Source organism: Hydrogenophaga sp. LT287 (assembly GCF_055702805.1).
This window is the reverse complement of the sequence record NZ_JBVPZC010000022.1, coordinates 14,904-36,262: the sequence shown is the minus strand read 5'-3', so window position 1 is coordinate 36,262 and position 21,359 is coordinate 14,904. Positions and strand designations below refer to the sequence as shown.

At 62.9% G+C, this 21,359-nt stretch carries 19 protein-coding genes and 1 tRNA gene; 14 read left to right on the top strand and 6 right to left on the bottom strand.

Annotation, left to right across the window (positions count from 1 at the left end):
* Positions 1–405 precede the first annotated feature (405 nt).
* The 3 genes from AC0GNR_RS14705 to AC0GNR_RS14695 all read right to left on the bottom strand — a co-directional run bounded on the left by AC0GNR_RS14705 (position 406) and on the right by AC0GNR_RS14695 (position 4,948).
* Entirely contained in the window at positions 406–1,065 is a 660-nt protein-coding gene (locus tag AC0GNR_RS14705) for a hypothetical protein (RefSeq protein ID WP_472901664.1), read from the bottom strand.
* A 261-nt stretch (positions 1,066–1,326) separates the two neighbouring features.
* Complete coding sequence (locus AC0GNR_RS14700) at positions 1,327–3,429, bottom strand: sensor histidine kinase (protein WP_472901663.1); 2,103 nt, start codon at positions 3,427–3,429, stop codon at positions 1,327–1,329.
* A gap of 127 nt (positions 3,430–3,556) precedes the next feature.
* Positions 3,557–4,948, bottom strand: a complete 1,392-nt coding sequence (locus AC0GNR_RS14695) for a sigma-54-dependent transcriptional regulator (RefSeq protein WP_472901662.1) — start codon at positions 4,946–4,948, stop codon at positions 3,557–3,559.
* Positions 4,949–5,440: 492 nt separating this feature from the next.
* Between AC0GNR_RS14695 and AC0GNR_RS14690 the strand changes: the two genes are divergently transcribed.
* The 11 genes from AC0GNR_RS14690 to AC0GNR_RS14640 all read left to right on the top strand — a co-directional run bounded on the left by AC0GNR_RS14690 (position 5,441) and on the right by AC0GNR_RS14640 (position 16,727).
* On the top strand, positions 5,441–5,668 hold the full coding sequence (locus tag AC0GNR_RS14690) for a formate dehydrogenase (protein WP_472901661.1): 228 nt from the start codon (positions 5,441–5,443) through the stop codon (positions 5,666–5,668).
* A 17-nt stretch (positions 5,669–5,685) separates the two neighbouring features.
* Positions 5,686–8,652, top strand: a complete 2,967-nt coding sequence (locus AC0GNR_RS14685; protein WP_472901660.1) for a formate dehydrogenase subunit alpha — start codon at positions 5,686–5,688, stop codon at positions 8,650–8,652.
* A gap of 11 nt (positions 8,653–8,663) precedes the next feature.
* Positions 8,664–9,266, top strand: coding sequence for a formate dehydrogenase FDH3 subunit beta (gene fdh3B / locus AC0GNR_RS14680; protein WP_472901659.1), 603 nt, complete (start codon positions 8,664–8,666; stop codon positions 9,264–9,266).
* Positions 9,263–9,511, top strand: a complete 249-nt coding sequence (locus AC0GNR_RS14675; RefSeq protein ID WP_472901658.1) for a hypothetical protein — start codon at positions 9,263–9,265, stop codon at positions 9,509–9,511. The genes fdh3B and AC0GNR_RS14675 overlap by 4 nt, the downstream gene beginning before the upstream one ends.
* Before the next feature lie 33 nt (positions 9,512–9,544).
* Positions 9,545–10,747 (top strand): formate dehydrogenase subunit gamma, encoded by a 1,203-nt coding sequence (locus tag AC0GNR_RS14670; RefSeq protein ID WP_472901657.1) that lies wholly within the window; start codon positions 9,545–9,547, stop codon positions 10,745–10,747.
* 25 nt (positions 10,748–10,772) lie between these two features.
* A complete protein-coding gene (locus AC0GNR_RS14665; protein WP_472901656.1) occupies positions 10,773–11,075 on the top strand; it encodes a hypothetical protein in 303 nt (100 codons plus the stop codon).
* Positions 11,076–11,235: 160 nt separating this feature from the next.
* Positions 11,236–12,156 (top strand): formate dehydrogenase accessory sulfurtransferase FdhD, encoded by a 921-nt coding sequence (locus AC0GNR_RS14660; RefSeq protein WP_472901655.1) that lies wholly within the window; start codon positions 11,236–11,238, stop codon positions 12,154–12,156.
* 127 nt (positions 12,157–12,283) lie between these two features.
* The gene (gene upp / locus AC0GNR_RS14655; protein WP_472901654.1) at positions 12,284–12,916 is read left to right on the top strand and encodes a uracil phosphoribosyltransferase; all 633 of its coding nucleotides are present in this window, start codon (positions 12,284–12,286) and stop codon (positions 12,914–12,916) included.
* A 162-nt stretch (positions 12,917–13,078) separates the two neighbouring features.
* Positions 13,079–15,610 (top strand): ABC transporter permease, encoded by a 2,532-nt coding sequence (locus tag AC0GNR_RS14650; RefSeq protein ID WP_472901653.1) that lies wholly within the window; start codon positions 13,079–13,081, stop codon positions 15,608–15,610.
* 29 nt (positions 15,611–15,639) lie between these two features.
* A complete protein-coding gene (locus tag AC0GNR_RS14645; RefSeq protein ID WP_472901652.1) occupies positions 15,640–16,056 on the top strand; it encodes a group II truncated hemoglobin in 417 nt (138 codons plus the stop codon).
* A 50-nt stretch (positions 16,057–16,106) separates the two neighbouring features.
* Entirely contained in the window at positions 16,107–16,727 is a 621-nt protein-coding gene (locus AC0GNR_RS14640) for a queuosine precursor transporter (RefSeq protein WP_472901651.1), read from the top strand.
* Here the strand turns inward: AC0GNR_RS14640 and AC0GNR_RS14635 are convergent.
* Together AC0GNR_RS14635 and radC are read right to left on the bottom strand one after the other, a co-directional pair.
* Entirely contained in the window at positions 16,720–17,403 is a 684-nt protein-coding gene (locus AC0GNR_RS14635) for a Smr/MutS family protein (protein WP_472901650.1), read from the bottom strand. The genes AC0GNR_RS14640 and AC0GNR_RS14635 overlap by 8 nt on opposite strands.
* A gap of 25 nt (positions 17,404–17,428) precedes the next feature.
* Positions 17,429–18,121, bottom strand: coding sequence for a RadC family protein (radC, locus tag AC0GNR_RS14630; protein ID WP_472901649.1), 693 nt, complete (start codon positions 18,119–18,121; stop codon positions 17,429–17,431).
* Between the two features lie 120 nt (positions 18,122–18,241).
* On the opposite strand from radC, the gene AC0GNR_RS14625 reads away from it, so the two are divergent.
* From AC0GNR_RS14625 to serS, 3 genes are read left to right on the top strand one after another with little or no spacing between them, the layout of a single operon-like run.
* A complete protein-coding gene (locus AC0GNR_RS14625) occupies positions 18,242–18,688 on the top strand; it encodes an FKBP-type peptidyl-prolyl cis-trans isomerase (RefSeq protein WP_472901648.1) in 447 nt (148 codons plus the stop codon).
* The gene (gene ispH / locus AC0GNR_RS14620; protein WP_472901647.1) at positions 18,688–19,707 is read left to right on the top strand and encodes a 4-hydroxy-3-methylbut-2-enyl diphosphate reductase; all 1,020 of its coding nucleotides are present in this window, start codon (positions 18,688–18,690) and stop codon (positions 19,705–19,707) included. The genes AC0GNR_RS14625 and ispH overlap by 1 nt, the downstream gene beginning before the upstream one ends.
* Before the next feature lie 46 nt (positions 19,708–19,753).
* Positions 19,754–21,073, top strand: coding sequence for a serine--tRNA ligase (gene serS / locus AC0GNR_RS14615; RefSeq protein WP_472901646.1), 1,320 nt, complete (start codon positions 19,754–19,756; stop codon positions 21,071–21,073).
* Between the two features lie 80 nt (positions 21,074–21,153).
* Here serS and AC0GNR_RS14610 read toward each other — a convergent pair.
* A tRNA-Ser gene (locus tag AC0GNR_RS14610) sits at positions 21,154–21,241 on the bottom strand.
* Positions 21,242–21,359: the final 118 nt, after the last annotated feature.

The following is a 21,359-nucleotide window of genomic DNA, read 5'->3' as shown; positions in this document are numbered from 1 at the left end:
CCTCAGCATCGGACCAGCATTCGATTGCTTTTACACTTGGAAAATTTTGTGGTAAGGGGGAATGACTAGTTGCTAAGTTGCGCAGTGATATTGCATAGGTAGCTATTATTTCAAGATTCGATATTGATGGAGGCAAGCTCAACTTGTTATTTATCACGAGAAACGGCGGGCAACACTTTTGAAAGTACCTGCCTCAGATAATTTATTGGTGACAAAGTAATTCTTGCTGCGCACGTCTCACCAACCCCGTTAAATTGGTAAGTATCAGATACATGCGTTGAGAATTTTTTGATGCACATCCATATAGTAGAAAGATCATCACACGCAAGGAACTTGCTTTCTAAGTTTTCGCTTGCTATTCTTTAACGCTGCTCTGAAGCAGTGGGCATTATAAATCTCTGCTTACTACCTCTTCAGATAAGGTTGCATGCAGTTAGCTATCGATGTCAGCTGGCTAGGCGTCACTTGGTGATTTGGAAATAGCAGCGGGTCGGGTGCGCCAGCAGCAAGAAAGCAATTTCGAGCGACAGAATTTCGAGCGATAGAATTTATTTCTGAGGAGGCATAAGACCGATCAGAGTTCATTCGACCATTATTCGCTTGATTTACCTCGACGCGCAACCTCAACGAACTGATGGTACGTTGATATTTTTCGGCTTGATCGGGATAGTCTCGTTCGAACGACTCGCCGGCACGCAGCCTATCGAAGTCAGAAAGTTTTGGATTATCTATATTTTGTCTGTAAGACAGTATCTCCCCTTCAGCAACGAGCTCCCTAAGCTTGGGATCATCCAGAAGTTGGGCGCAGAAACGTATACGGAGAACTGCAGGCCAGTACTCCTTATTGGCTATAAGTTTGTGATAGTCCGCCACCTTGGCGTCCATGTCGGCTCGACATTCTGCGGTTTTCGCTTCTCGTTCCCTGGCCTCATCGGCCTTCTTCGCCGCGCGGATTTGCGCTTCAGAGCTCGCCAGGACAAGATTGGTGTCGGATTGCGAGGACCTATCGCAGCCGTATAGGAACGACAAGGTTAGAACCCCGATCAGACAAAGGTGCATGTTCATTATTTTTCCCGTAAGTACTCGGTGAGTAATGTACCCGTATCAAGCAGAACCTGCGGCATAAGCTCGACGGCGCGGGATATTGTGGTGATCTCTACCTTCTAAAATACATAACTAGATCAACGAGTTAGACGCCTATCCAGGTTGCTGCGCAGCTATAAGTAAACTATGAAAATCGGCATCTTTCTTTTGCCAGCGACTGCTTTGCTTTGGTTCGTTGTCTGACCGTTTCGGGTCGCAACCAGCCGCAAAAAACCACCCCTGTCACCCGCCCGGCCGCCCATCCCGCGTATTCACCGCCGCAGGCGCTTGCGGTTCCGTCAGCAGCTGCACCGTAAAGGCTGCGCCGGTACCGTCGAGGCGGTTGGTGGCTTCTATGTGGCCGCCGTAGCGCTCCAGCAGGCCCATGCTGATCCACAGGCCGAGGCCGTTGCCGTCGTTTTTCGTCGTGAAGAACGGGCGAAACAGGCGCTCTTGTACGCCGGGCGCCAGGCCGGGGCCGCTGTCCACCACGCACAGCTCTGCGCCCGGCTTGGGCGTGTCGCCCGCTGAAATCACGCAGTTGCGGGTTTCCAGCCGCAGCACGCCGCCTGTAGGCATGGCTTGTAGGGCGTTGATCAGCAGGTTGATGATGACCTGCTGCAGTTCCTGCCGGTTGAAGCCCACGCGCTGGGTGGCTTGCAGGTCGCGCTGGACTTCAATGCGGGTCTGCGCCAGCAGGTGGGCCACCAGCACCAGGCAGTCGTCTACGGTGCGGTTCAGGTCGAGCGTTTCCACGTAGCCGGCGTATTCGGTGGGGCGGGCGTATTGCAGCAGCTGGGTGACGATCAGGCGCATGCGCTCGACTTGTTCGTCCAGCAGCCGCAGTTCGCCGCGCACGGGTTGGCTGTGGCTGCCCAGGGTTTCGCGGATCAGGTCCAGGTTGCCTTGCATCACCGCAATGGGGTTGTTGATTTCATGCGCGATGCTGGCGGTGAGCTGGCCAATGGCGGCGAGTTTTTCGCTTTTCACCAGTTGCTGTTGGGCCAGCTGCAGCGACGCGTTGCTGGCCTCCAGTTCACGGGTGCGCTCGGCCACTTTGTGGTCCAGCTCGTCGCCCCAGCGTTGCAGGGTGCGGGTTTTGTCGTCGATCACGTCGAGCAGCTGGTCCAGGTGGGAGGCGAGCGCGCCCAGTTCGTCGCGGGCGGGCAGGGTGCCCACGCGGGCTTCTGCCTGGCCTTCTTCCACCCGCTGCATGGTGCGGTTCATGCGCTCCACCGGCTGGAAGATGCTGCGGGCCCAGCGCACCGAAAACCAGGCCGACAGGGCCATGACCAGCAGAAAAATAAGCCCCATGGCCGCCAGCACGGCGTAGCGCACTTGCCGGAACGGCGCTTCCAGGTAGCCCACATACAGCATGCCCACGCGCTGCGCGTTGGCGTCCAGCAGCGGCGCGTAGGCGGACACATACCAGTCGTTGACCACAAAGGCGCGGTCCAGCCAGGTCTTGCCCTGGCCCAGCACCGTGTCGCGCACGGTTTGCGACACGCGGGTGCCGATGGCGCGCTGGTCTTGAAACAGGCGCACGTTGGTGGTGATGCGCACGTCGTCCAGAAACAAGGTGGCGGTGCCCTGGCTGCCAAAGGGCAGCGAACCGTCGGGGTAGACGATGCGGTTGATGTGGTCGATGAAGTCGAGGTTTTGGTTCAGCAGCAGGCCGCCGGTGAGCAGGGCCAGCGTGCGCCCGGTGGCGTCGCGCACCGGCAGTGTGGACACGACCACCATGGCGCGGTCTTCCCGCGTGCGCTCGGTGGGCGCGGCGTTGCGGGTGGGCACCACGGGCAGCAGCACGCGCGGCAGCAAGTGCGGCGCCAAGGCCTCCAGCGCGTCGGGTGCCATCACCATCAGCAAAGCCTTGCTGGGTGAACCGTCGTCTTGCAGCGCTTGCTGCACCTCGCGCGGCATGCGGGGCTTTTCCTCTAGGGCATAGGCGTCATCGCCGGCGGGCGCCGAGCGCGCCAGTGCCAGGCCCTGCGGGCTGTACAGCACCAGAAAGTCCAGGCCCAGGCGCTCGCGGGCGGTTGTCAGCTGGGCCTGCAGGTCGTTGCCTGCGGCGGCGGGCTGCTGCAGGGCGGCAAACAGGGCTTGCGAGTTCGCCACGCTCTGCGCACCGGCGCCCACTTCGGTGAGCACTTGGTCAAAATACCCGCGGGCCACCGCCAGGTCGCTGCGCACCTTGGTGATCAGCAGCCGGTCGTAGGCCACGTTGCCCCAAATGGCCAGCGCCAGCACCAGCAGGGGAAACGCCACCAGCAGCGGCAGCAGCGCCATGGCCAGCAGCTTGTTGCGCACCGAGGTGGCGAGCCAGCGGGGTGTGAGGCGCGTCATGTTGGGTCAACGCCGGCGTGAAGTGCCCGTTCCACGAACCCGGCGGAACCGCCCTTCGCCAAGCTCAGGGCGGGCCGCATCGGGTCGCACTCTGGAGGTGGTCGCGCGCAGCGCGGCGGGGGTGCTTTCACGCGCTCGCCCACTCGGCCACCCGGCGCTCCAGCGTGCGGCGCGACACGCCCAGCAGCTGCGCCGCGCGGGTTTTGTCGCCGTGCACCGACTCCAGGATGGAGAGGATATGCTGCTTTTCCAGCGTGTGCAGGTCGGTGGGCAGGCCACTGGCGCCGGGCTGGCCGCTGCGTGGCGTGGTGGTGCTGGGGTACAAGGCCGACACGTTGAGCACGCCCAAAATCAGCGAGCGCTCGATCAGGTTGCGCAGTTCGCGCACATTCCCGGGCCAGTCGTATTGCTCCAGAAAGCGCATTTCTTCGGGGCTGATCTGCAAGGGCTCCACACCCAGCGAGGGCGCCAGCTGCGCCATGAAATGCGCCACCAGCTCGGCAATGTCTTCCTTGTGCTCCCGCAGGGGCGGCAGGCTCAGGTCCACCACCTGCAGGCGAAAGTACAGGTCTTTGCGAAAGCGCCCAGCGGCCACTTCGTCGGCCAGGCGGCGGTTGGTGGCGGCCATGATCCGCAGGTTCACCGGCATCAGCTGTTCGCTGCCCACCGGGCGAATTTTCAGGTCTTCAATGGCCCGCAGCAGAGTGGCCTGGATGGGCAGCGGCAGCTCGGCAATTTCGTCGAGAAACAGCGTGCCGCCCTGTGCGTAGTGAAACAAGCCGTCGCGCGCGCGCGTAGCGCCGGTGAAGGCGCCCTTGGCGTGCCCAAACAACTCGCTCTCGATCAACTCGGGCGACACCGCGGCGCAGTTCACCGGCACAAACGGCCCAATGGCGCGCGCGCTCTGGGCGTGCAGTTCGCGCGCTACCAGCTCTTTGCCGGTGCCCGACTCGCCCTGCAACAGCACCGTGCTGTTGACGGGCGCCACCCGCTCGATGGACTCGCGCAAGCGCTGCATGGCCGGGGACGCGCCCACCAGCGCTGGGCCGCGCCCGGGTGCGCTGGCCACGGCGCGGCGCAACACGAAGTTTTCACGCCGCAGGCGCGAGCGCTCGTAGCAGTGCTTGATGGCGTTCAGGATTTGCGGCACCCGAAACGGTTTCAAGATGAAGTCGGAAGCGCCCGCGCGCAGGGCTTCGATGGCGGTGTCGAGGTCGGCAAATGCGGTGATCAAAATCACCTCGCCACTGAAGCCCTGTTCGCGCAGTTCTTTCAACCAGGTCACGCCGTTTTTGCCGGGCAGCGAAATGTCCAGGATCACCAGGTCCACATGGTGCGTTCGCAGCCATTGCGCGCCGTCTTCAGCGCTGGCGGCGCTCATCACCAGCTGGCAGCGTGGCGCAAGCGTTTTCACCAAAAAGTTCAGCATGCCCTGCTCATCGTCCACGATCAGGATCGACCAGTCGGGCCAGCCTTCCAGTTGTCTTTCGGGGGATGAGGTAAAAAAGGTCGGTTCCACCCGGCGGCATTCTACGGACGAAGCCTACAAAATCACTTGGGTATTGCCGAAAATCCGACGTGGCTGGCGGTATTTCACCGGTGCGACAAACCGCGCAACGTGCGACAACTTGTCGCACGACGCTGCGCGTCGCTGGGCATGCGCAGACGGCCCATGCCGCTGTGCTGTCAGGGTAATCCCGCAAGGTCGGCCGGTGCCTTGCAGGAACTCTGCCCTGCAAGCCTGTGGCAGCAAGCCTTCAGGTGTTTGCATGCGGGTTGGATCTCTATAAGCGGTGTCTTATGGCACGCTTCTGGCTATCAATTCGGAAGCGCGCCAGGCTGCCCCGCTGCCGGCTCGCTGCGCAAGGGTTCTATCCGTACAAACCCCAATCAGCACCGCCATACACCGCTTGCGCGGAGTCGGTGCGGCGGTTAGATTCCACGTATGCAAAAAGCCCACATGCGCCGCCGCCTGGCTCGCAAAGGGTGTTTGTTCAACCAGGAGACACGCATGCGCAAGCCCCTTTCTGAGCCCACCGAAGGCCGCACCAGCCTGAGCCGCCGTACCTTGTTCGCCGGTGCCAGCACCGTTGGCGCGCTGGCCGCAGCCGCCGTCCTCATTCCCCGCGTGAAAACCGAAGAAGCGGCTGCTGTTGCGCCGCGTCCAGCGCCTGAAAAAGGCGGTGGCTACAGCTTGTCGGAACACGTCAAGCAGTACTACAAAACCACCCTGATCTGAGCAGGCAGGAGACCACCATGTTGCTGACCAAAAAAACGTCTGGCACCGGCGCCCAAAGCGCCCGTGCCCACACCTCATTTGTCCACAGCCTGCAGCGCGGCCTGTCTGCGGCGTTGCCCACCATGGACCGCCGCGGCTTTCTGCGCCGCTCGGGTCTGGGTGTGGGCGTCGGTCTGGCGGCTACCCAGCTCACGCTGGTGAAGAAAGCCAAGGCCGCCACCGGCGGTTCGATCGATGGCACCGGCACGATCGAAGTCAAGCGCACCATTTGCACCCACTGTTCGGTGGGTTGCGCGACCGACGCGATCGTGGAAAACGGCGTCTGGGTGCGCCAGGAACCGGTGTTCGACTCCCCCATCAACCTCGGCGCCCATTGCGCCAAGGGCGCGGCACTGCGCGAACACGGCCACGGCGAATACCGCCTGCGCTACCCCATGAAATTGGTCAACGGCAAGTACCAGCGCATCAGCTGGGACACCGCGTTGACCGAAATCACCGCCAAGATGAACGAGCTGAAAGAGGCCAGCGGCCCCGATTCGGTGTACTTCGTTGGTTCCTCCAAGCACAACAACGAGCAGGCTTACCTGTTGCGCAAGTTTGTGAGCTTCTGGGGCACCAACAACTGCGACCACCAGGCCCGCATCTGCCACTCCACCACGGTGGCCGGCGTTGCCAACACCTGGGGTTACGGTGCCATGACCAACTCGTACAACGACATGCAGAACAGCAAGTGCGCGTTGTACATCGGCTCCAACGCCGCCGAGGCGCACCCGGTTTCCATGCTTCACATGCTGCACGCCAAGGAAAACGGCTGCAAGATGATCGTGGTGGACCCGCGCTTCACCCGCACGGCCGCCAAAGCCGACGAGTACGTGCGGATTCGCTCCGGTACCGACATTCCGTTCCTGTTCGGCCTGCTGCACCACATCTTCAAAAATGGCTGGGAAGACAAGCAGTACGTGAACGACCGTGTCTACGGCATGGAAAAAGTGCGTGAAGACGTGCTGGCCAAGTGGACACCCGACAAGGTGGAAGAAGCTTGCGGCGTGCCCGAAGCGCAAATGTTCAAAGTGGCCAAGATGCTGGCCGAAGCCAAGCCCGCCACCATCGTCTGGTGCATGGGCCAGACGCAGCACACCATTGGCAACGCCATGGTGCGTGCCTCGTGCATCTTGCAGCTGGCGCTGGGCAACGTGGGCAAGAGCGGTGGTGGCACCAACATCTTCCGTGGCCACGACAACGTGCAGGGCGCCACCGACGTCGGCCCCAACCCCGACTCGCTGCCCGGGTACTACGGTCTGGCGGCAGGCTCATGGAAGCATTTCGCCAAGGTCTGGGGCGTGGACTACGAGTGGATCAAGTCCAAGTACACCGGCGGCAACATGGAAAAGCCCGGCATCACCGTGTCGCGCTGGATCGACGGTGTGCTGGAGAACAACGAGCTGATCGACCAGGACGCGAACCTGCGTGGTGTGTTCTTCTGGGGCCACGCGCCCAACTCGCAGACCCGTGGTCTGGAGATGAAGCGGGCTATGGACAAGCTCGACCTGCTGGTGGTGGTGGACCCGTACCCGTCGGCCACAGCCTCCATGGCGGCGATGCCCGGCAAGCCCGAAGACCAGAACCCCAACCGCGCGGTGTACCTGTTGCCAGCCGCCACGCAGTTTGAAACCAGTGGCTCTTGCACGGCTTCTAACCGCTCGTTGCAGTGGCGTGAAAAAGTGATCGAGCCGCTGTGGGAAAGCCGCAGCGACCACATGATCATGCACCAGTTCGCTGAAAAGCTGGGCTTCGCCGCCGAGCTGTCCAAGAACTACAAGATGCAGAAAGTCAAGGGCATGGACGAGCCCGTGGTCGAAGACATCCTGCGCGAAATCAACGCCTCGGTCTGGACCATTGGCTACACCGGCCAGAGCCCTGAGCGCCTCAAGGCCCACATGCGCAACATGAACGCCTTCGATGTGAAGACGCTCAAGTGCAAGGGCAAAGTGGTGGACAAGGAAACCGGCTACGACATGAGCGGTGACTACTTTGGCCTGCCTTGGCCTTGCTACGGCACCGCCGCCATCAAGCACCCTGGCTCGCCCAACCTCTACGACACCTCCAAACACGTGATGGACGGCGGCGGTAACTTCCGCGCCAACTTCGGCGTGGAGCGCGAAGGCGCCACTCTGTTGGCCGAAGACGGTTCGCACTCGGTGGGCTCGGAGATCACCACCGGCTACCCCGAGTTCGACCACGTCTTGCTGAAGAAGCTGGGCTGGTGGGACGACCTGACCGACGCTGAGAAAACAGCGGCCGAAGGCAAGAACTGGAAGACCGACCTGTCTGGCGGCATTCAACGCGTGACCATGGCCCACGGCTGCCATCCGTTTGGCAACGCCAAGGCGCGCGCCGTGGTGTGGAACTTCCCCGACGCCATCCCGCAGCACCGCGAGCCGATTTATGGCACGCGCCCTGATCTGGTGGCCAAGTACCCCAGCCACGACGACCAGAAGACCCGCTGGCGTCTGCCGGTGCTCTACAAATCGTTGCAGCAGAAGAACGTGGACGACAAGGTTTACGAAAAATTCCCGCTGATCATGACCTCCGGCCGTTTGGTGGAGTACGAGGGCGGCGGCGAAGAGACCCGTTCCAACCCTTGGCTGGCCGAGTTGCAGCAGGAAATGTTTGTCGAGCTCAACCCGAAAGCAGCGGCCGAGCGCGGCATTCGCAATGGCGAGCGCGTGTGGGTGAGCAGCCCGACCGGTGCACGCCTCAATGTTCAGGCGCTGGTGACCGAGCGCGTGGCGCCCGACACGGTGTTCCTGCCGTTCCACTTCTCGGGCCGCTGGCAAGGTGAAGACATGAAGCCCTACTACCCAGACGGCGCGATGCCAGTGGTGCGTGGTGAAGCGGTCAACACTGCCACCACCTATGGTTACGACATCGTGACCATGATGCAGGAAACCAAGACCACGGTCTGTAACGTCGAACGCGCTTGAGGAGCTGACAAATGGCACGAATGAAATTTATTTGTGATGCCGAGCGCTGCATTGAATGCAACGGTTGCGTCACGGCTTGCAAGAACGAACACGAAGTCCCTTGGGGTGTGAACCGCCGCCGCGTGGTCACCCTCAACGACGGCGTGCCGGGTGAAAAGTCGATCTCGGTGGCCTGCATGCATTGCAGCGACGCACCCTGCATGGCGGTGTGCCCGGTCAACTGCTTCTACCGCACCGACGAAGGCGTGGTGCTGCACGACAAGGATGTGTGCATTGGCTGTGGCTACTGCTCTTACGCCTGTCCGTTTGGCGCACCTCAGTTCCCTAGCAACGGCACTTTTGGTGTGCGCGGCAAGATGGACAAGTGCACCTTCTGCGCCGGTGGCCCCGAAGACCACGGCAGCCAGGATGAGTTTGAAAAATACGGTCGTAACCGCCTGGCCGAAGGCAAGCTGCCCGCCTGCGCCGAGATGTGCTCGACCAAGGCACTGCTCGCCGGCGACGGCGACGTGGTGGCCGACATTTTCCGCAGCCGTGTGCTGCGCCGCGGCAAAGGCGCCGAGGTGTGGGGCTGGGGCACAGCGTACGGTACCGCACAAGGAGCCAAATCATGATCAAGCGCACCCTGACTCTTGCTGCCGTGGCGGCAGCTGTGGTGGCTCTGTCTGCCTGTGGCGATCAGCCGCAGGAAAGCAGTGGCTCTGGCGTCAAGCAGGACGGCGCGCCCTACACAGGCGTGGGCTCCAGCCAGTACGCGCAGGGCGGCTGGAAAGCGGGCGACCGCAACAGCTGGGAACAGCAGTTGAAGACCCGTGCCCAGTACGGCCAAAACGACTACACCCGCATGAGCAATCAATAAAGGGAGCGCTTTATGCAATGGTTCCCGAATTCCATGATCAGCCGACTCACGGCACCGCGCACCTGGGCGGTGGCTTTGTTGGCTTTGAGCAGCAGCTGGGCCAGCGCGCAGGCGCTCAAGGTAGAGCCTGTACCCGATGACCCAGCGCCCCCGGCAGCGGTGGTGGCGCCGGCTGAAACCGGTGGTATCCGCAGTGCAAACATCTTTGAAATTGCACCCGATGCGAGCACCGACCCCAACTATGCCGGCCAGACCAACGCCGAGCGCAAGCAGGTGCAGCCCGGCAACAACGCACCCATGTGGCGCGACGTGGGCAAGGGTGTCACCGGCTACAGCAGCCTGCCTTATCCCGAATCGGGCAACCTGATTCAGGGCTTTGTGCAGTACCCCGGCTCCCGCCTGACCAATGCGGGTGAAGCCTGGCGCCAGGTGCGCAACGACTGGCTGATCCCTTACGGTGGTTCGTTGCTGATCATCGTGGCGGTAGCCATTGGCCTGTTTTACATGGGCAAGGGCAGCATCCCGCTGCATGGCAAGGAAACCGGCCGAGTGATCGAGCGCTTCACTTACGTGGAACGCGCAGCGCACTGGGTCAACGCCATTGCCTTCGTGGTCCTGGCCGTCTCCGGCATCATCATGGCGTTTGGCAAGTTCTTCTTGCTGCCCGTCATTGGCAGCACCTTGTTTGGCTGGCTGGCTTATGCGCTGAAAAACGTGCACAACTTCACCGGGCCGCTGTTTGCTGTGTCTCTGGTGGTGGTCATCGTCACCTTTGCACGCGACAACCTGCCCAGCAAAGAAGACATCACCTGGTTGCTCAAGGGCGGTGGTCTGTTTGGCGGGCATGAGGTGCCTTCACACCGCTTCAATGCGGGTGAAAAGGTGCTGTTTTGGTCGGGCGTGTTCCTGTTCGGTTTGCTGGTGGTGGGCTCGGGGGTGTTTCTGGACAAGATCGTCCCCGCAGTGGAGTACACCCGCGCCAACATGCAGGTGGCGCACATGATCCACGGCGCTGCCTCTGTGCTGATGATGGCGATGTTCATGGGTCACATCTACATGGGCACGCTGGGTATGGACGGCGCCTACAAAGCCATGAAAACGGGTTATGTCGACGAAACCTGGGCCAAGGAACACCACGAGCTCTGGTACGACGACATCAAGGCCGGCAAGATTCCTGCTCAGCGCAGCGCCAACAGCCCCGCCGGGGCTGTGGCCAGCCAGCCCGTCAAGGCTTGAACGACCTCATTTGTCAAGGAAGATCATGAAACGCTTTCTCATTTGCACATCGGTGCTGCTGGCCTTTGCCGCACACGCCAAGCTGCCTGTGCCGGTATTGACCGACGAAGCTAAAGCCAAGGCGGCAGAGGCTGCTGCCAAAACTGCACATGGCAACAAGGTCGCGGCCTTCCAGCTGTGCCGTTCTATGGACCGTGCTGCAGGCCACTATTTCAAGACTGCCTCGGCGGCGGGTAAGTCTGTCAAGCCGGCCCAAGCAGCCCCCGCTTGTGTGGACCCGGGTCCTTTCGTGCCAGTGGCGCCAGCGGCGGTGGCTGCGAAGTCCTGATAGCCTCTGAAGCACGCTGACAAGCACAAAAGGGGCCCTCTGGGCCCTTTTTGCTGGGGTTACGGGTTGAGCCGAGTGACGCCTTGGCCTGCTTTTTTACTGCCTTCTCACGGCGGTTCATACTGCACAGCGTTTGTAATTCATGAGACTGACCGAAACCATGCCAACCGTCCAAAACCCGAGCGCAGTCCAGCACCGCGATCTGGCTGCTGAGGCGTCCTTGCCCCAGCTCACCCACGCCCGAGCCCCGCTGACCCAGGAAGTGGCTGTGCTCAACGAGTTCGGGCTCAGCAGCTTGGTGTCCATTCCTGCAGAGCGCGATCTCACGGTCTATGTGGACAAGCGTGAACTTGTCACACTCATGACGCTGGGCGCTCACCCCGAATGGCTGGTGTTGGGTTACTTGCTCAACCAGCGCCTGATTGCCTCGGTAGCAGAAATCGAGTCCATCACCGTGGACTGGGATGTAGGCGCCGCGTCGGTCAAGACACGCCACGGCATTGACCGCATTGAAGAGCGCACGTCCAAGCGCGTGGTCACCACCGGCTGCGGGCAGGGCAGCGTGTTTGGCAACCTCATGGACGAGGTGGACAGCATCCAACTGCCGGCTGAAGCGGTGCTGCGCCAGTCGCAGCTGTATGGCATTTTGAATGCGATTCGCCTGAAGGAAAGCACCTACAAATCGGCCGGCTCGGTGCACGCTTGTGCCTTGTTTCGGGGCGACGCGCTGCAACTGTTTGTGGAAGACGTGGGCCGGCACAACGCGGTGGACACCATTGCCGGCTGGATGGCGCTGCAGCAGCGTCCAGCGGCCGAGCGGGTGGAGCATGTTTTTTACACCACGGGGCGGCTGACCAGCGAAATGGTGATCAAGTCGGCCCAGATGGGCGTGGCGGTGGTTGTTTCGCGCAGCGGCATCACCCAAATGGGTCTGGACGTGGCCCAGCGTGTGGGCTTGTGCGCTGTGGGCCGTGCCACCAACAAGCGTTTTCTTTGTTACGCGCATGCCCAGCGATTGTTGCTCGACGCTGTGCCGCCAGCCTCTCCTGTCGCTGCCGCCGTGGACCACAGCGCGGCTTGAGCGCACCTGTCGCAGCCACGGCGTGGCGACCCAGCCCGGGTTCGGGCATAAACTTCATCCACTTCTGAGCGCCACACGGGCTGTGCCCGTCGTTGGCGTTTCCCCATCGTTTCTTGAAAGAACCCCCATGAGCCGAGACGTCCACCTCGTTGACCACCCGTTGGTGCAGCACAAACTCACGCTGATGCGCCGCAAAGACACCAGCACCAAGAGCTTTCGCGAACTGGCGCACGAGATCAGCATCTTGCTGGCCTACGAGCTGACGCGCGACATGCCGATGCAGGAGGTGGAGATTGAGACGCCACTGGAGAAGATGACCTCGCGCATCATCGACGGCAAAAAGGTGGTGTTGGCGTCCATCCTGCGGGCGGGCAACGGCTTTCTGGACGGCATGCTGCAGGTGCTGCCCGCTGCGCGTGTGGGCCACATCGGTCTTTACCGCGACCCGGTCACGCTCAAGGCGGTGGAGTATTACTTCAAGATGCCCAGCGGCATGGATGAGCGCGACGTGATCGTGCTGGACCCGATGCTGGCCACTGGTAACTCGGCGGTGTGGGCGGTTGACCGGTTGAAGCAGACCAATCCCCGCTCGATCCGTTTCGTGTGCCTGGTTTCGTGCCCCGAGGGCATCAAAAACTTTCACGACCACCACCCCGATGTGCCGATCTACACCCCGGCCGTGGACCGTGGCCTGAACGAGCACGGCTACATCGTGCCGGGTCTGGGCGATGCGGGAGACCGTATTTTTGGAACGAAGTAGGAACACCCCCCATCGCTGGCTCACTGCTTGTAGCCAGCTCCACTGCGTTCTGGGTTTTGGGGCATGTCGCGCCGGGTTGACTCGGATGGATTTACAGGTGGCCCACTGCGGGATTGCTCGTCGGGGGTGATGCCGACAGCGCCTATGCGTTAAGGTTGGCGCATGGAATCTCGACCCCCTTCATTTGTTCAATTGGGCTGGCGCTCGCTGTGGCGCGACTGGCGTGCTGGCGAGTTGCGGCTGTTGGTGCTGGCGGTCACGCTGGCCGTGGCGGCTCTGACGGCGGTGGGTTTTTTCGCCGACCGGCTGCAAAACGGCTTGGCGCGAGACGCTCGCGCGCTGATCGGTGGCGATGCCGTCATCAGCAGCGACAACCAGCCGCCCCCCACCATTGAGCAACAGGCGCTGGCGCTGGGCTTGCAAACCACCCAGACACTGGGCTTCCCCACCATGGGCCGGGCGCCTGAAGAAGCCGGTGGCGCTGCACGTCTGGTGGCCTTGAAAGCTGTGGGCGAGGGCTACCCGCTGCGCGGCACGCTGCGGGTAGCGCCGGCACCGCAGACTGCTGACGAGGCCACACGCGACATACCGGCCCCCGGCACCGCCTGGGTGGACGCTGCCCTACTGGTGGCCTTGAACCTGCAGATGGGTCAGCCCTTGTTGCTGGGTGACGCGTCGTTCACCCTGTCGAAAGTGATCGTGGTCGAGCCCGACCGGGGCGCCGGTTTCATGAGCTTTGCGCCGCGCGTCATGATCAACAGTGCCGATTTGCCGGCCACCGGCCTGGTGCAGCCGGCTAGCCGCCTGACCTACCGGCTGGCCGTGGCGGGGCCCGATGCGGGCGTGGCGCAGTTTGTGCGGTGGGCTGAGCTGGAGGTCGAAAAGCCCGGCGTGCGCGGGCTGCGGCTGGAGTCGCTGGAGGGCGGGCGCCCCGAAATGCAGCAAACGCTGGCCCGCGCCGAGAAATTTTTGAACCTGGTGGCCCTGCTCGCCGCGCTGCTGTGCGCGGTGGCCGTGGCCATTGCGGCGCGTGGTTTTGCCCAGCGCCACCTGGACGATTGCGCCATGTTGCGCGTGCTCGGGCTGTCGCAAGCCACCATGGCGCGCGCCTACACACTTGAATTTGCGCTGGTGGGTTTGATGGCCAGTGCCGTGGGCGTGGCGCTGGGTTACGGCGTGCACCACGCGTTTGTGCTGCTGTTGGCCGGTTTGGTGGACGCTGCGCTGCCCGCTCCGAGCCTGAACCCGGTGTTTTTGGGTTTGGGCATGGGCCTCACGCTGATGATGGCTTTTGGCTTGCCACCGGTGTTGCAGCTGGCACAGGTGCCACCGCTGCGAGTGATCCGGCGCGACGTGGGCCAGCTCAAGCCCGCCACGCTGGCGGTGCTGGGGCTGGGCGTGGCGGGTTTTGCCGCCTTGCTGCTGGCCGCCAGCCGCGACCTGTTGCTCGGCGCGATCGCCGTGGGCGGCTTTGCTGCGGCGGTGCTGCTGTTTGCGGTGGTCAGCTACGCGGCCGTGCGCTTGCTGCGCGCCAGTGTGAACGAGGCCACCGCGCCGCGCGCGCTGGTCATGGCCACGCGTCAGCTCTCGGCCCGCCCGGCTTACGCGGTGGTTCAGATCAGCGCGCTGGCGGTGGGCTTGCTGGCTCTGGTGCTGCTGGTGCTGCTGCGTACCGACCTCATTTCCAGCTGGCGCAATGCCACGCCGCCCGACGCGCCCAACCGCTTTGTCATCAACGTCCAGCCCGAGCAGGGCGAAGCTTTTCAGCAGGCGCTTCGGCAGGCCGGGGTGGAGCGCTTTGACTGGTACCCCATGATCCGGGGCCGGCTGGTGCGCATCAATGGTGAGCCGGTGAACCCCGAAAGCTTTGTGGGCGACCGCGCCCAGCGGCTGGTGGACCGCGAGTTCAACCTGTCCAGCACCGCCACGCTGCCCGAACACAACCCGGTGGTGGCTGGGCGCTGGACCGACAACGAAGCCGACGGCCTGAGTGTGGAAGAGGGCCTGGCCGAAACGCTGGGCCTAAAGCTCGGCGACCGGCTGGGCTTTGACATCGCCGGGCAGGTGAGCGAGGGCACCATCACCAGCCTGCGCAAGGTGGACTGGGGTTCGATGCGCGTCAACTTCTTTGTGGTGTTCCCCGTGGCCCAGGTGCCCAATGTGCCCGTGACCTACATCAGCGCTTTTCAGGCGCCTGAGGGCAACACCCAGTTTGACAACACCTTGGTGCGGCAGTTTCCCAACATCACCAACGTGGACATGAGCCAGACCATTGCCCAAGTGCAGCGCGTGCTGGGGCAGGTCATTGGTGCGGTGGAGTTTTTGTTTGCCTTCACGCTGGCCGCAGGCTTGGTGGTGCTGCTGGCGGCCATCACCGCCACCCGCGGTGAGCGCGAGCGCGAGTTCGCTATTTTGCGGGCGGTGGGCGCGGGTTCGGCGCTGTTGCGCCAGGTGCAGCGCATCGAGCTGCTGGGGGTGGGCTTGCTCGCCGGCTTCCTGGCCTCGGTGGTCGCGGTGATCGTGGGCTGGGCCCTGGCACGGTTCGTTTTTGAATTCGCCTGGACCGCCTCGCTGTGGGTGCCGCTGGCCGGTAGCCTGGCAGGCGCGCTGCTGGCTCTCGCCGCCGGGTGGTGGGGCTTGCGCAGCGTGTTGCGCACGCCAGTGGTGGAAACGCTGCGCAAGGCGACCGCCTGAGTGACCGTTTGACGCACGACAATACCGCCATGAATACGCCATCTACCGAAGAAAGCCATGACAGCGCGCCCGCCACCCCGTTTGAATGGATGGGGGGCGAAGCGCGCGTGCGCGCGCTGGTTGACCGCTTTTACGACCTGATGGACATTGAGTCTGGCTACCACGAACTGCGCGTGGCCCACGGCAGCACGCTGGACGACGCGCGGGACAAGCTCTTTTGGTTTCTGTGTGGCTGGCTGGGTGGCCCGCAGCACTACACCGAGCGGTTTGGGCACCCGCGCCTGCGCATGCGCCACATGCCGTTTTCCATTGGCATTCAGGAGCGCGACCAATGGCTGGCTTGCATGGACCAGGCTATGGGTGAAACCGGTGTGGACCCGGTGCTGCGCGAGCGCCTGAAAACCAGCTTTTTCCAGACGGCAGACTGGATGCGCAACACGCCATAATCCGGCTGCTGTGTGGGTGGCCCCGCCCACGGCATCACGCGCAAACCTCCATGACGTTTCTTCTCCCCGGCATTCTGGCCATGGCGGCCATCGTGCTGGCCTCCAATATTTTGGTGCAGTTCCTGTTTGGCCAATGGCTGACCTGGGGCGCCTTCACCTACCCGCTGGCCTTTCTCGTGACCGATCTGGTCAACTTTGTGCACGGCCCGAAGGCCGCGCGCAAGGTGGTGCTGGCGGGCTTTTTCATCGGGCTCTTGTGCTCCCTGGTGGGCAGCCAGATTGTGGGCGAGGCCGGCCCGCTGGTTACGCTGCGCATTGCGCTGGCTTCCGGGGTGGCTTTTCTGGTCGCTCAGTTGCTGGACGTGTCCATTTTTGACCGCTTGCGCCAGGGCAGCTGGTGGCGTGCGCCACTCGTTTCTACGCTGGTGGGCGCCTCCATCGACACGGCGCTGTTTTTCTCGCTCGCCTTTTCTGCCTCCCTGGTGTGGCTTGAGCCCGCCAATGACGTGAGCTGGGCCAACGAAGTGTTGCCCATGCTGGGCATGGGACCGCTGGCGCCGCTGTGGGTGTCGCTGGCAGCGGCCGACTGGATGGTCAAACTCTCGCTGGCCTTGCTGGCGCTGGTGCCGTTTCGCATGGCGGTGCGCCGGTTGCTGGCGCAAATCAGGTAGGTGCTGCGCGTGCGGGGAGCCGGTGCGGTTGCTGCACCGGCTGCAGCAACACGACCAAGGCGCCCGCACCGCCCTCGGCCGGGCGGGCCTGCACAAACGCCATCACCTCCGACTTTTGCACCAGCCAGCGCAGCACACGGCCCTTGAGCACCGGTGTGCGCCCGGGCGAGCCCAGCCCTTTGCCGTGCACCACGCGCACGCAGCGCAGCCCCAGCTGGTGCGATTCCCGCACAAACAGGCCCAGCGCCTCGCGCGCTTCGTCGGTGCGCAGTCCGTGCAGGTCGATCTGGCGCTGAATGCTCCAGCGGCCTTCGCGCAGCTTGCGAACCACGTCCGAGCCCAAGCCGGGCAGGCGGTAGCTCAGCAAGTCGTCGGTGTGCAGCAGGGTTTCCACGTCAAATTCGTCTGACAGGGCTTCGCGCATGACAGACGCCTCGTCCCGCAAGCGCTGCACCGGCAGGGGCTCCACCGCCACAGGCCGGGGCGCGATACGCCCGCCGTGGGCAATGGGTTGCACCGGGCCCACCGCGAGTTCAAACAAGCGTTGTTCGCGCTCCCGCCTCAAGCGGGCTGCGCGTGCGGCTTCGAGCGCTGCGGCTCGCACCGCAGCGCGCTCGTTCATCACGCGTTGGAGCGTTTTGAGGTCGGCGAACGCATGCACTTTCATGCGCCGCATTGTCGCGCAGTGCAGGCTTTCGCGGTCAGATCAGGCCCATTTCAGCCATGGACGCTGCCTGCTCGCGGGTCACGATGAAGTGGTCCAGCACCCGCACGTCCACCAGCGACAGCGCCGCTTTCAGAGTCTGGGTGAGCGCTTCGTCGGCCCGGGAAGGCTGGGCCGTGCCGCTGGGGTGGTTGTGTGCCAGCACCACGGCCGCGGCGTGGTGGTGCAGGGCGCGCAACACCACCTCGCGCGGGTACACGCTGGTTTGCGTGAGGGTGCCCCGAAACAACTCTTCCAGCTCGATCAGCCGGTTCTGGCTGTCCAGAAACATCACCGCGAACACCTCGTGAGCCCGCGCCCCCAGCTGCAGTTGCAGGTAATCGCGCACCGCTTGTGGGCTGTCAAACAGCGGTTTGAGCTTGAGTTCCTGGGCCAGGGCGCGCCGCGCCAGTTCCAGCACCGCCACCACTTCGGCCCGTTTGGCGGGCCCCAGGCCTTTGATCACCTTGAGCGCTTCGGCGCCGGTGTGCAGCAGGCCACCCACGCCACCAAAGCGGTCCAGCAGCTCTTGCGCCAGCTGCACCACGTGTTTGCCCGGTATGCCGGTGCGCAACAACAAGGCCAGCAACTCGGCGTCGCTGAGCGCGCCGGGGCCTCGGGCCAGCAGCTTTTCGCGCGGACGCGCGTCGCTGGGCAGGCTCTTCAGCCCGGACGTCAAAAGGCTATCCATTGTTTTTTCTCCCTGATCCAGCCCACTTTTTACAATAGGGCCACTTTCCTGTCGCGCGCTTTCGGTGGCCCTTGTGGCGCTTTGCACGGCAGACCCCTGAATTCACCACATTGGCTTCGCATGTCCCACGTCCAAGAAGGCTCTTTTCTCACTCTGCATTACCGCATGTCGGGGCCCGGGGGGCAGGTCATCATCGACACGTTTGATGGTCAGCCCGCCACGCTCAGCCTGGGGTCTGGGCAGCTGTCGCCTGCCATTGAACAGCGCTTAATTGGCCTGGAGGAGGGCAGCCGGCATGTGATTGAGCTCGACGACGGTGAGGCCTTTGGCGAGCGCCAGCCCGAGATGGTGCAGTGGGTAGCGCGCAAGCTGCTCAACGAACTCGGTGACCCACACGAGCAGTACGTGCCCGGTGACGTGGTGCAGTTCCCCACACCGGACGGTCTGGGCAGCTACGCCGGCTCAGCGGTAGAGGTGCGTGAAGACGGCGCGGTGTTGTTTGACTTCAACCACCCGCTGGCCGGGCAGCCGGTGCAGTTTGAAGTGCAACTGATCGGGGTGCTGTGATGGCCGATGAACCCAGCAAATTTGCGGCCGGCTCCGAACCATCAAGCGCTGGCGGCGACGTTGAAATTCTGTTGGCCGAGCCGCGCGGTTTTTGTGCCGGTGTGGACCGCGCCATCGAGATTGTGGAGCGCGCGCTGGCCAAGTTTGGTCGACCCATTTATGTGCGCCATGAGATCGTGCACAACACCTATGTGGTGAACGACCTGAAGGCCAAAGGGGCGATCTTCATCGAAGAGCTGTCAGACGTGCCCCCGGGCGCCACCCTGGTTTTTTCAGCGCATGGCGTCAGCAAAGCGGTGCAGCAGGAAGCGCAGCAGCGCGGGTTTCATGTGTTTGACGCGACCTGCCCCCTGGTGACCAAGGTGCATGTGGAAGTGGCCAAGCTGCACCGCGAGGGCTACGAGTTCATCATGATCGGCCACAAGGGGCACCCCGAAGTGGAAGGCACCATGGGCCAGCTTGACAGTGGCATTCACCTGGTCGAAGACGTGGCCGATGTGGCACGGGTCGTCCCCATGCAAGAAACCCGGCTGGCGGTGGTGACGCAAACCACGCTGTCTGTGGACGACGCGGCCGTGATCCTCGCGGCCGTGAAAGCCCGCTTTCCGCTGGTGCGCGAGCCCAAGCAGCAAGACATTTGTTACGCCACTCAAAACCGGCAGGACGCCGTCAAGCTGCTCAGCCCGCAGGTTGACATTGTGATTGTGGTGGGCAGCCCCACCAGCTCCAACAGCAACCGCCTGCGCGAAGTCGCCATCAAACTCGGGACGACCAGCCACATGGTGGACAGTGCAGACGAGCTGCGCGCCGAGTGGTTTGAAGGCAAGACCCGCGTCGGCCTCACGGCGGGTGCATCGGCGCCTGAAATCCTGGTGCGCCAGGTGATTGACCGCATCAAGGCGCTGGGCGCCATCTCGGTCCGCACCATGGACGGACTCACCGAAACCATCAAATTCCCGCAGCCCAAAGGCCTGAAGATCGACGGCGAAGAGGGCGCCGCGCTCGAACACCTGCGCTGACCCCGGGCCTTGTCAGGCTCCGGCACCCCAAAACTACAATCCCACCATGCTAGACATCGTTCACCTGAGAAAAGACCTCGACGCCGTGATTGCCCGGCTTGAGACCCGCAAACAACCCCAGGCCTTTCTGAATGTGGCCGTTTTCCGCGCGCTGGAGGCCGAGCGCAAAACCCTGCAGACCCGCACCGAAGAGCTTCAAAGCCAGCGCAACAGCCTGTCCAAACAGATTGGCATGCTCAAAGGCAAAGGCCAACTCGCCGAGGCCGACGCGGTGATGGCCCAGGTGGGCGCGATCAAGACCGAGCTGGAAGCTTCTGCCGCGCGACTGGAAACGCTGCAAGCCGAGCTGCAAAGCCTGTTGCTCGCCGTGCCCAACCTGCCCCACGAGAGTGTGCCGGTGGGCGCGGGCGAAGACGGTAACGTTGAAGTGCGCCGCTGGGGCAGCCCCCGGGCGTTTGATTTTCCGGTGCGCGACCATGTCGACATCGGCGAAAAGCTGGGCCTGGACTTTGACACCGGCGCCAAGCTGGCTGGCTCACGCTTCACCTTCATGCGCGGCCCCATCGCTCGTTTGCACCGTGCGCTCGCGCAGTTCATGCTCGACATGCAAACGCAGGACCACGGCTACACCGAGTGCTACACGCCCTACATCGTCAACGCCGAAACCTTGCGCGGCACCGGGCAGCTGCCCAAATTTGAGGCCGACCTTTTCGCTGTAAAAAAGGGCGGACAAGATGGGGAAGAGGTGCCCGATACGCAGGCGCTGTATCTGATCCCGACTTCCGAAGTCACGCTGACGAACGTCGTGCGCGACACCGTGCTCGCCGAGTCCGACCTGCCCATCAAAATGACCGCGCACACGCCGTGCTTTCGCTCGGAAGCCGGCAGCGCCGGGCGCGACACCCGCGGCATGATCCGCCAGCACCAGTTCGACAAAGTTGAAATGGTGCAGATCGTTCATCCTGAAAAAAGCCACGAAGCGCTCGAAGCCATGACCGGCCATGCCGAAGCGGTGCTGCAAAAACTGGGCTTGCCCTACCGCGTCATGAGCCTGTGCACGGGCGACATGGGTTTTGGCGCCAGCAAAACCTACGATCTGGAAGTGTGGGTGCCGGCGCAAGGGACCTTCCGCGAAATCAGTTCGGTCTCCAACTGCGAAGCCTTTCAGGCCCGGCGCCTGCAGGCGCGTTTCAAGAACGCCCAGGGCAAAAACGAACTGGTGCACACCCTCAACGGTTCAGGGCTGGCGGTGGGCCGGGCGCTGGTAGCGGTGCTGGAAAACGGCCAAAACGCCGACGGCAGCGTGACGATCCCCGAGTCCCTGCGGCCCTACATGGGTGGTCTCGAGCGACTGACCCCGGCTTGAGGCCCGCTCGGGCAGCCGCTGCAAGCAGGCAGCGGCTCGACGAACAAAGCAAAAAGCCCCGCGATGCGGGGCTTTTTCATTGGCGGAGAGGGAGGGATTCGAACCCTCGGTACCTTGCGGTACGCCTGATTTCGAGTCAGGTACATTCGACCACTCTGCCACCTCTCCGGGGTGTGATTCAGGTCATAAGCTTCGTAGTTTACCAGACCCGGGGAGCCTGAATTTCAGCTGGATTTTGTTCTGAGAAATTTTCCGGGTCAGGAAAAATTTCAACAGAACTGCTCTG

What these genes read in the sequence shown, in the direction of transcription:
- AC0GNR_RS14705 (WP_472901664.1), bottom strand. Translation starts at nt 1,065, where the DNA reads ATGAACATGCACCTTTGTCTGATCGGGGTTCTAACCTTGTCGTTCCTA.
- AC0GNR_RS14700 (WP_472901663.1), bottom strand. Translation starts at nt 3,429, where the DNA reads ATGACGCGCCTCACACCCCGCTGGCTCGCCACCTCGGTGCGCAACAAG.
- AC0GNR_RS14690 (WP_472901661.1), top strand. Translation starts at nt 5,441, where the DNA reads ATGCGCAAGCCCCTTTCTGAGCCCACCGAAGGCCGCACCAGCCTGAGC.
- AC0GNR_RS14685 (WP_472901660.1), top strand. Translation starts at nt 5,686, where the DNA reads ATGTTGCTGACCAAAAAAACGTCTGGCACCGGCGCCCAAAGCGCCCGT.
- fdh3B (WP_472901659.1), top strand. Translation starts at nt 8,664, where the DNA reads ATGGCACGAATGAAATTTATTTGTGATGCCGAGCGCTGCATTGAATGC.
- AC0GNR_RS14675 (WP_472901658.1), top strand. Translation starts at nt 9,263, where the DNA reads ATGATCAAGCGCACCCTGACTCTTGCTGCCGTGGCGGCAGCTGTGGTG.
- AC0GNR_RS14670 (WP_472901657.1), top strand. Translation starts at nt 9,545, where the DNA reads ATGATCAGCCGACTCACGGCACCGCGCACCTGGGCGGTGGCTTTGTTG.
- AC0GNR_RS14665 (WP_472901656.1), top strand. Translation starts at nt 10,773, where the DNA reads ATGAAACGCTTTCTCATTTGCACATCGGTGCTGCTGGCCTTTGCCGCA.
- AC0GNR_RS14660 (WP_472901655.1), top strand. Translation starts at nt 11,236, where the DNA reads ATGCCAACCGTCCAAAACCCGAGCGCAGTCCAGCACCGCGATCTGGCT.
- upp (WP_472901654.1), top strand. Translation starts at nt 12,284, where the DNA reads ATGAGCCGAGACGTCCACCTCGTTGACCACCCGTTGGTGCAGCACAAA.
- AC0GNR_RS14650 (WP_472901653.1), top strand. Translation starts at nt 13,079, where the DNA reads ATGGAATCTCGACCCCCTTCATTTGTTCAATTGGGCTGGCGCTCGCTG.
- AC0GNR_RS14645 (WP_472901652.1), top strand. Translation starts at nt 15,640, where the DNA reads ATGAATACGCCATCTACCGAAGAAAGCCATGACAGCGCGCCCGCCACC.
- AC0GNR_RS14640 (WP_472901651.1), top strand. Translation starts at nt 16,107, where the DNA reads ATGACGTTTCTTCTCCCCGGCATTCTGGCCATGGCGGCCATCGTGCTG.
- AC0GNR_RS14635 (WP_472901650.1), bottom strand. Translation starts at nt 17,403, where the DNA reads ATGCGGCGCATGAAAGTGCATGCGTTCGCCGACCTCAAAACGCTCCAA.
- radC (WP_472901649.1), bottom strand. Translation starts at nt 18,121, where the DNA reads ATGGATAGCCTTTTGACGTCCGGGCTGAAGAGCCTGCCCAGCGACGCG.
- AC0GNR_RS14625 (WP_472901648.1), top strand. Translation starts at nt 18,242, where the DNA reads ATGTCCCACGTCCAAGAAGGCTCTTTTCTCACTCTGCATTACCGCATG.
- ispH (WP_472901647.1), top strand. Translation starts at nt 18,688, where the DNA reads ATGGCCGATGAACCCAGCAAATTTGCGGCCGGCTCCGAACCATCAAGC.
- serS (WP_472901646.1), top strand. Translation starts at nt 19,754, where the DNA reads ATGCTAGACATCGTTCACCTGAGAAAAGACCTCGACGCCGTGATTGCC.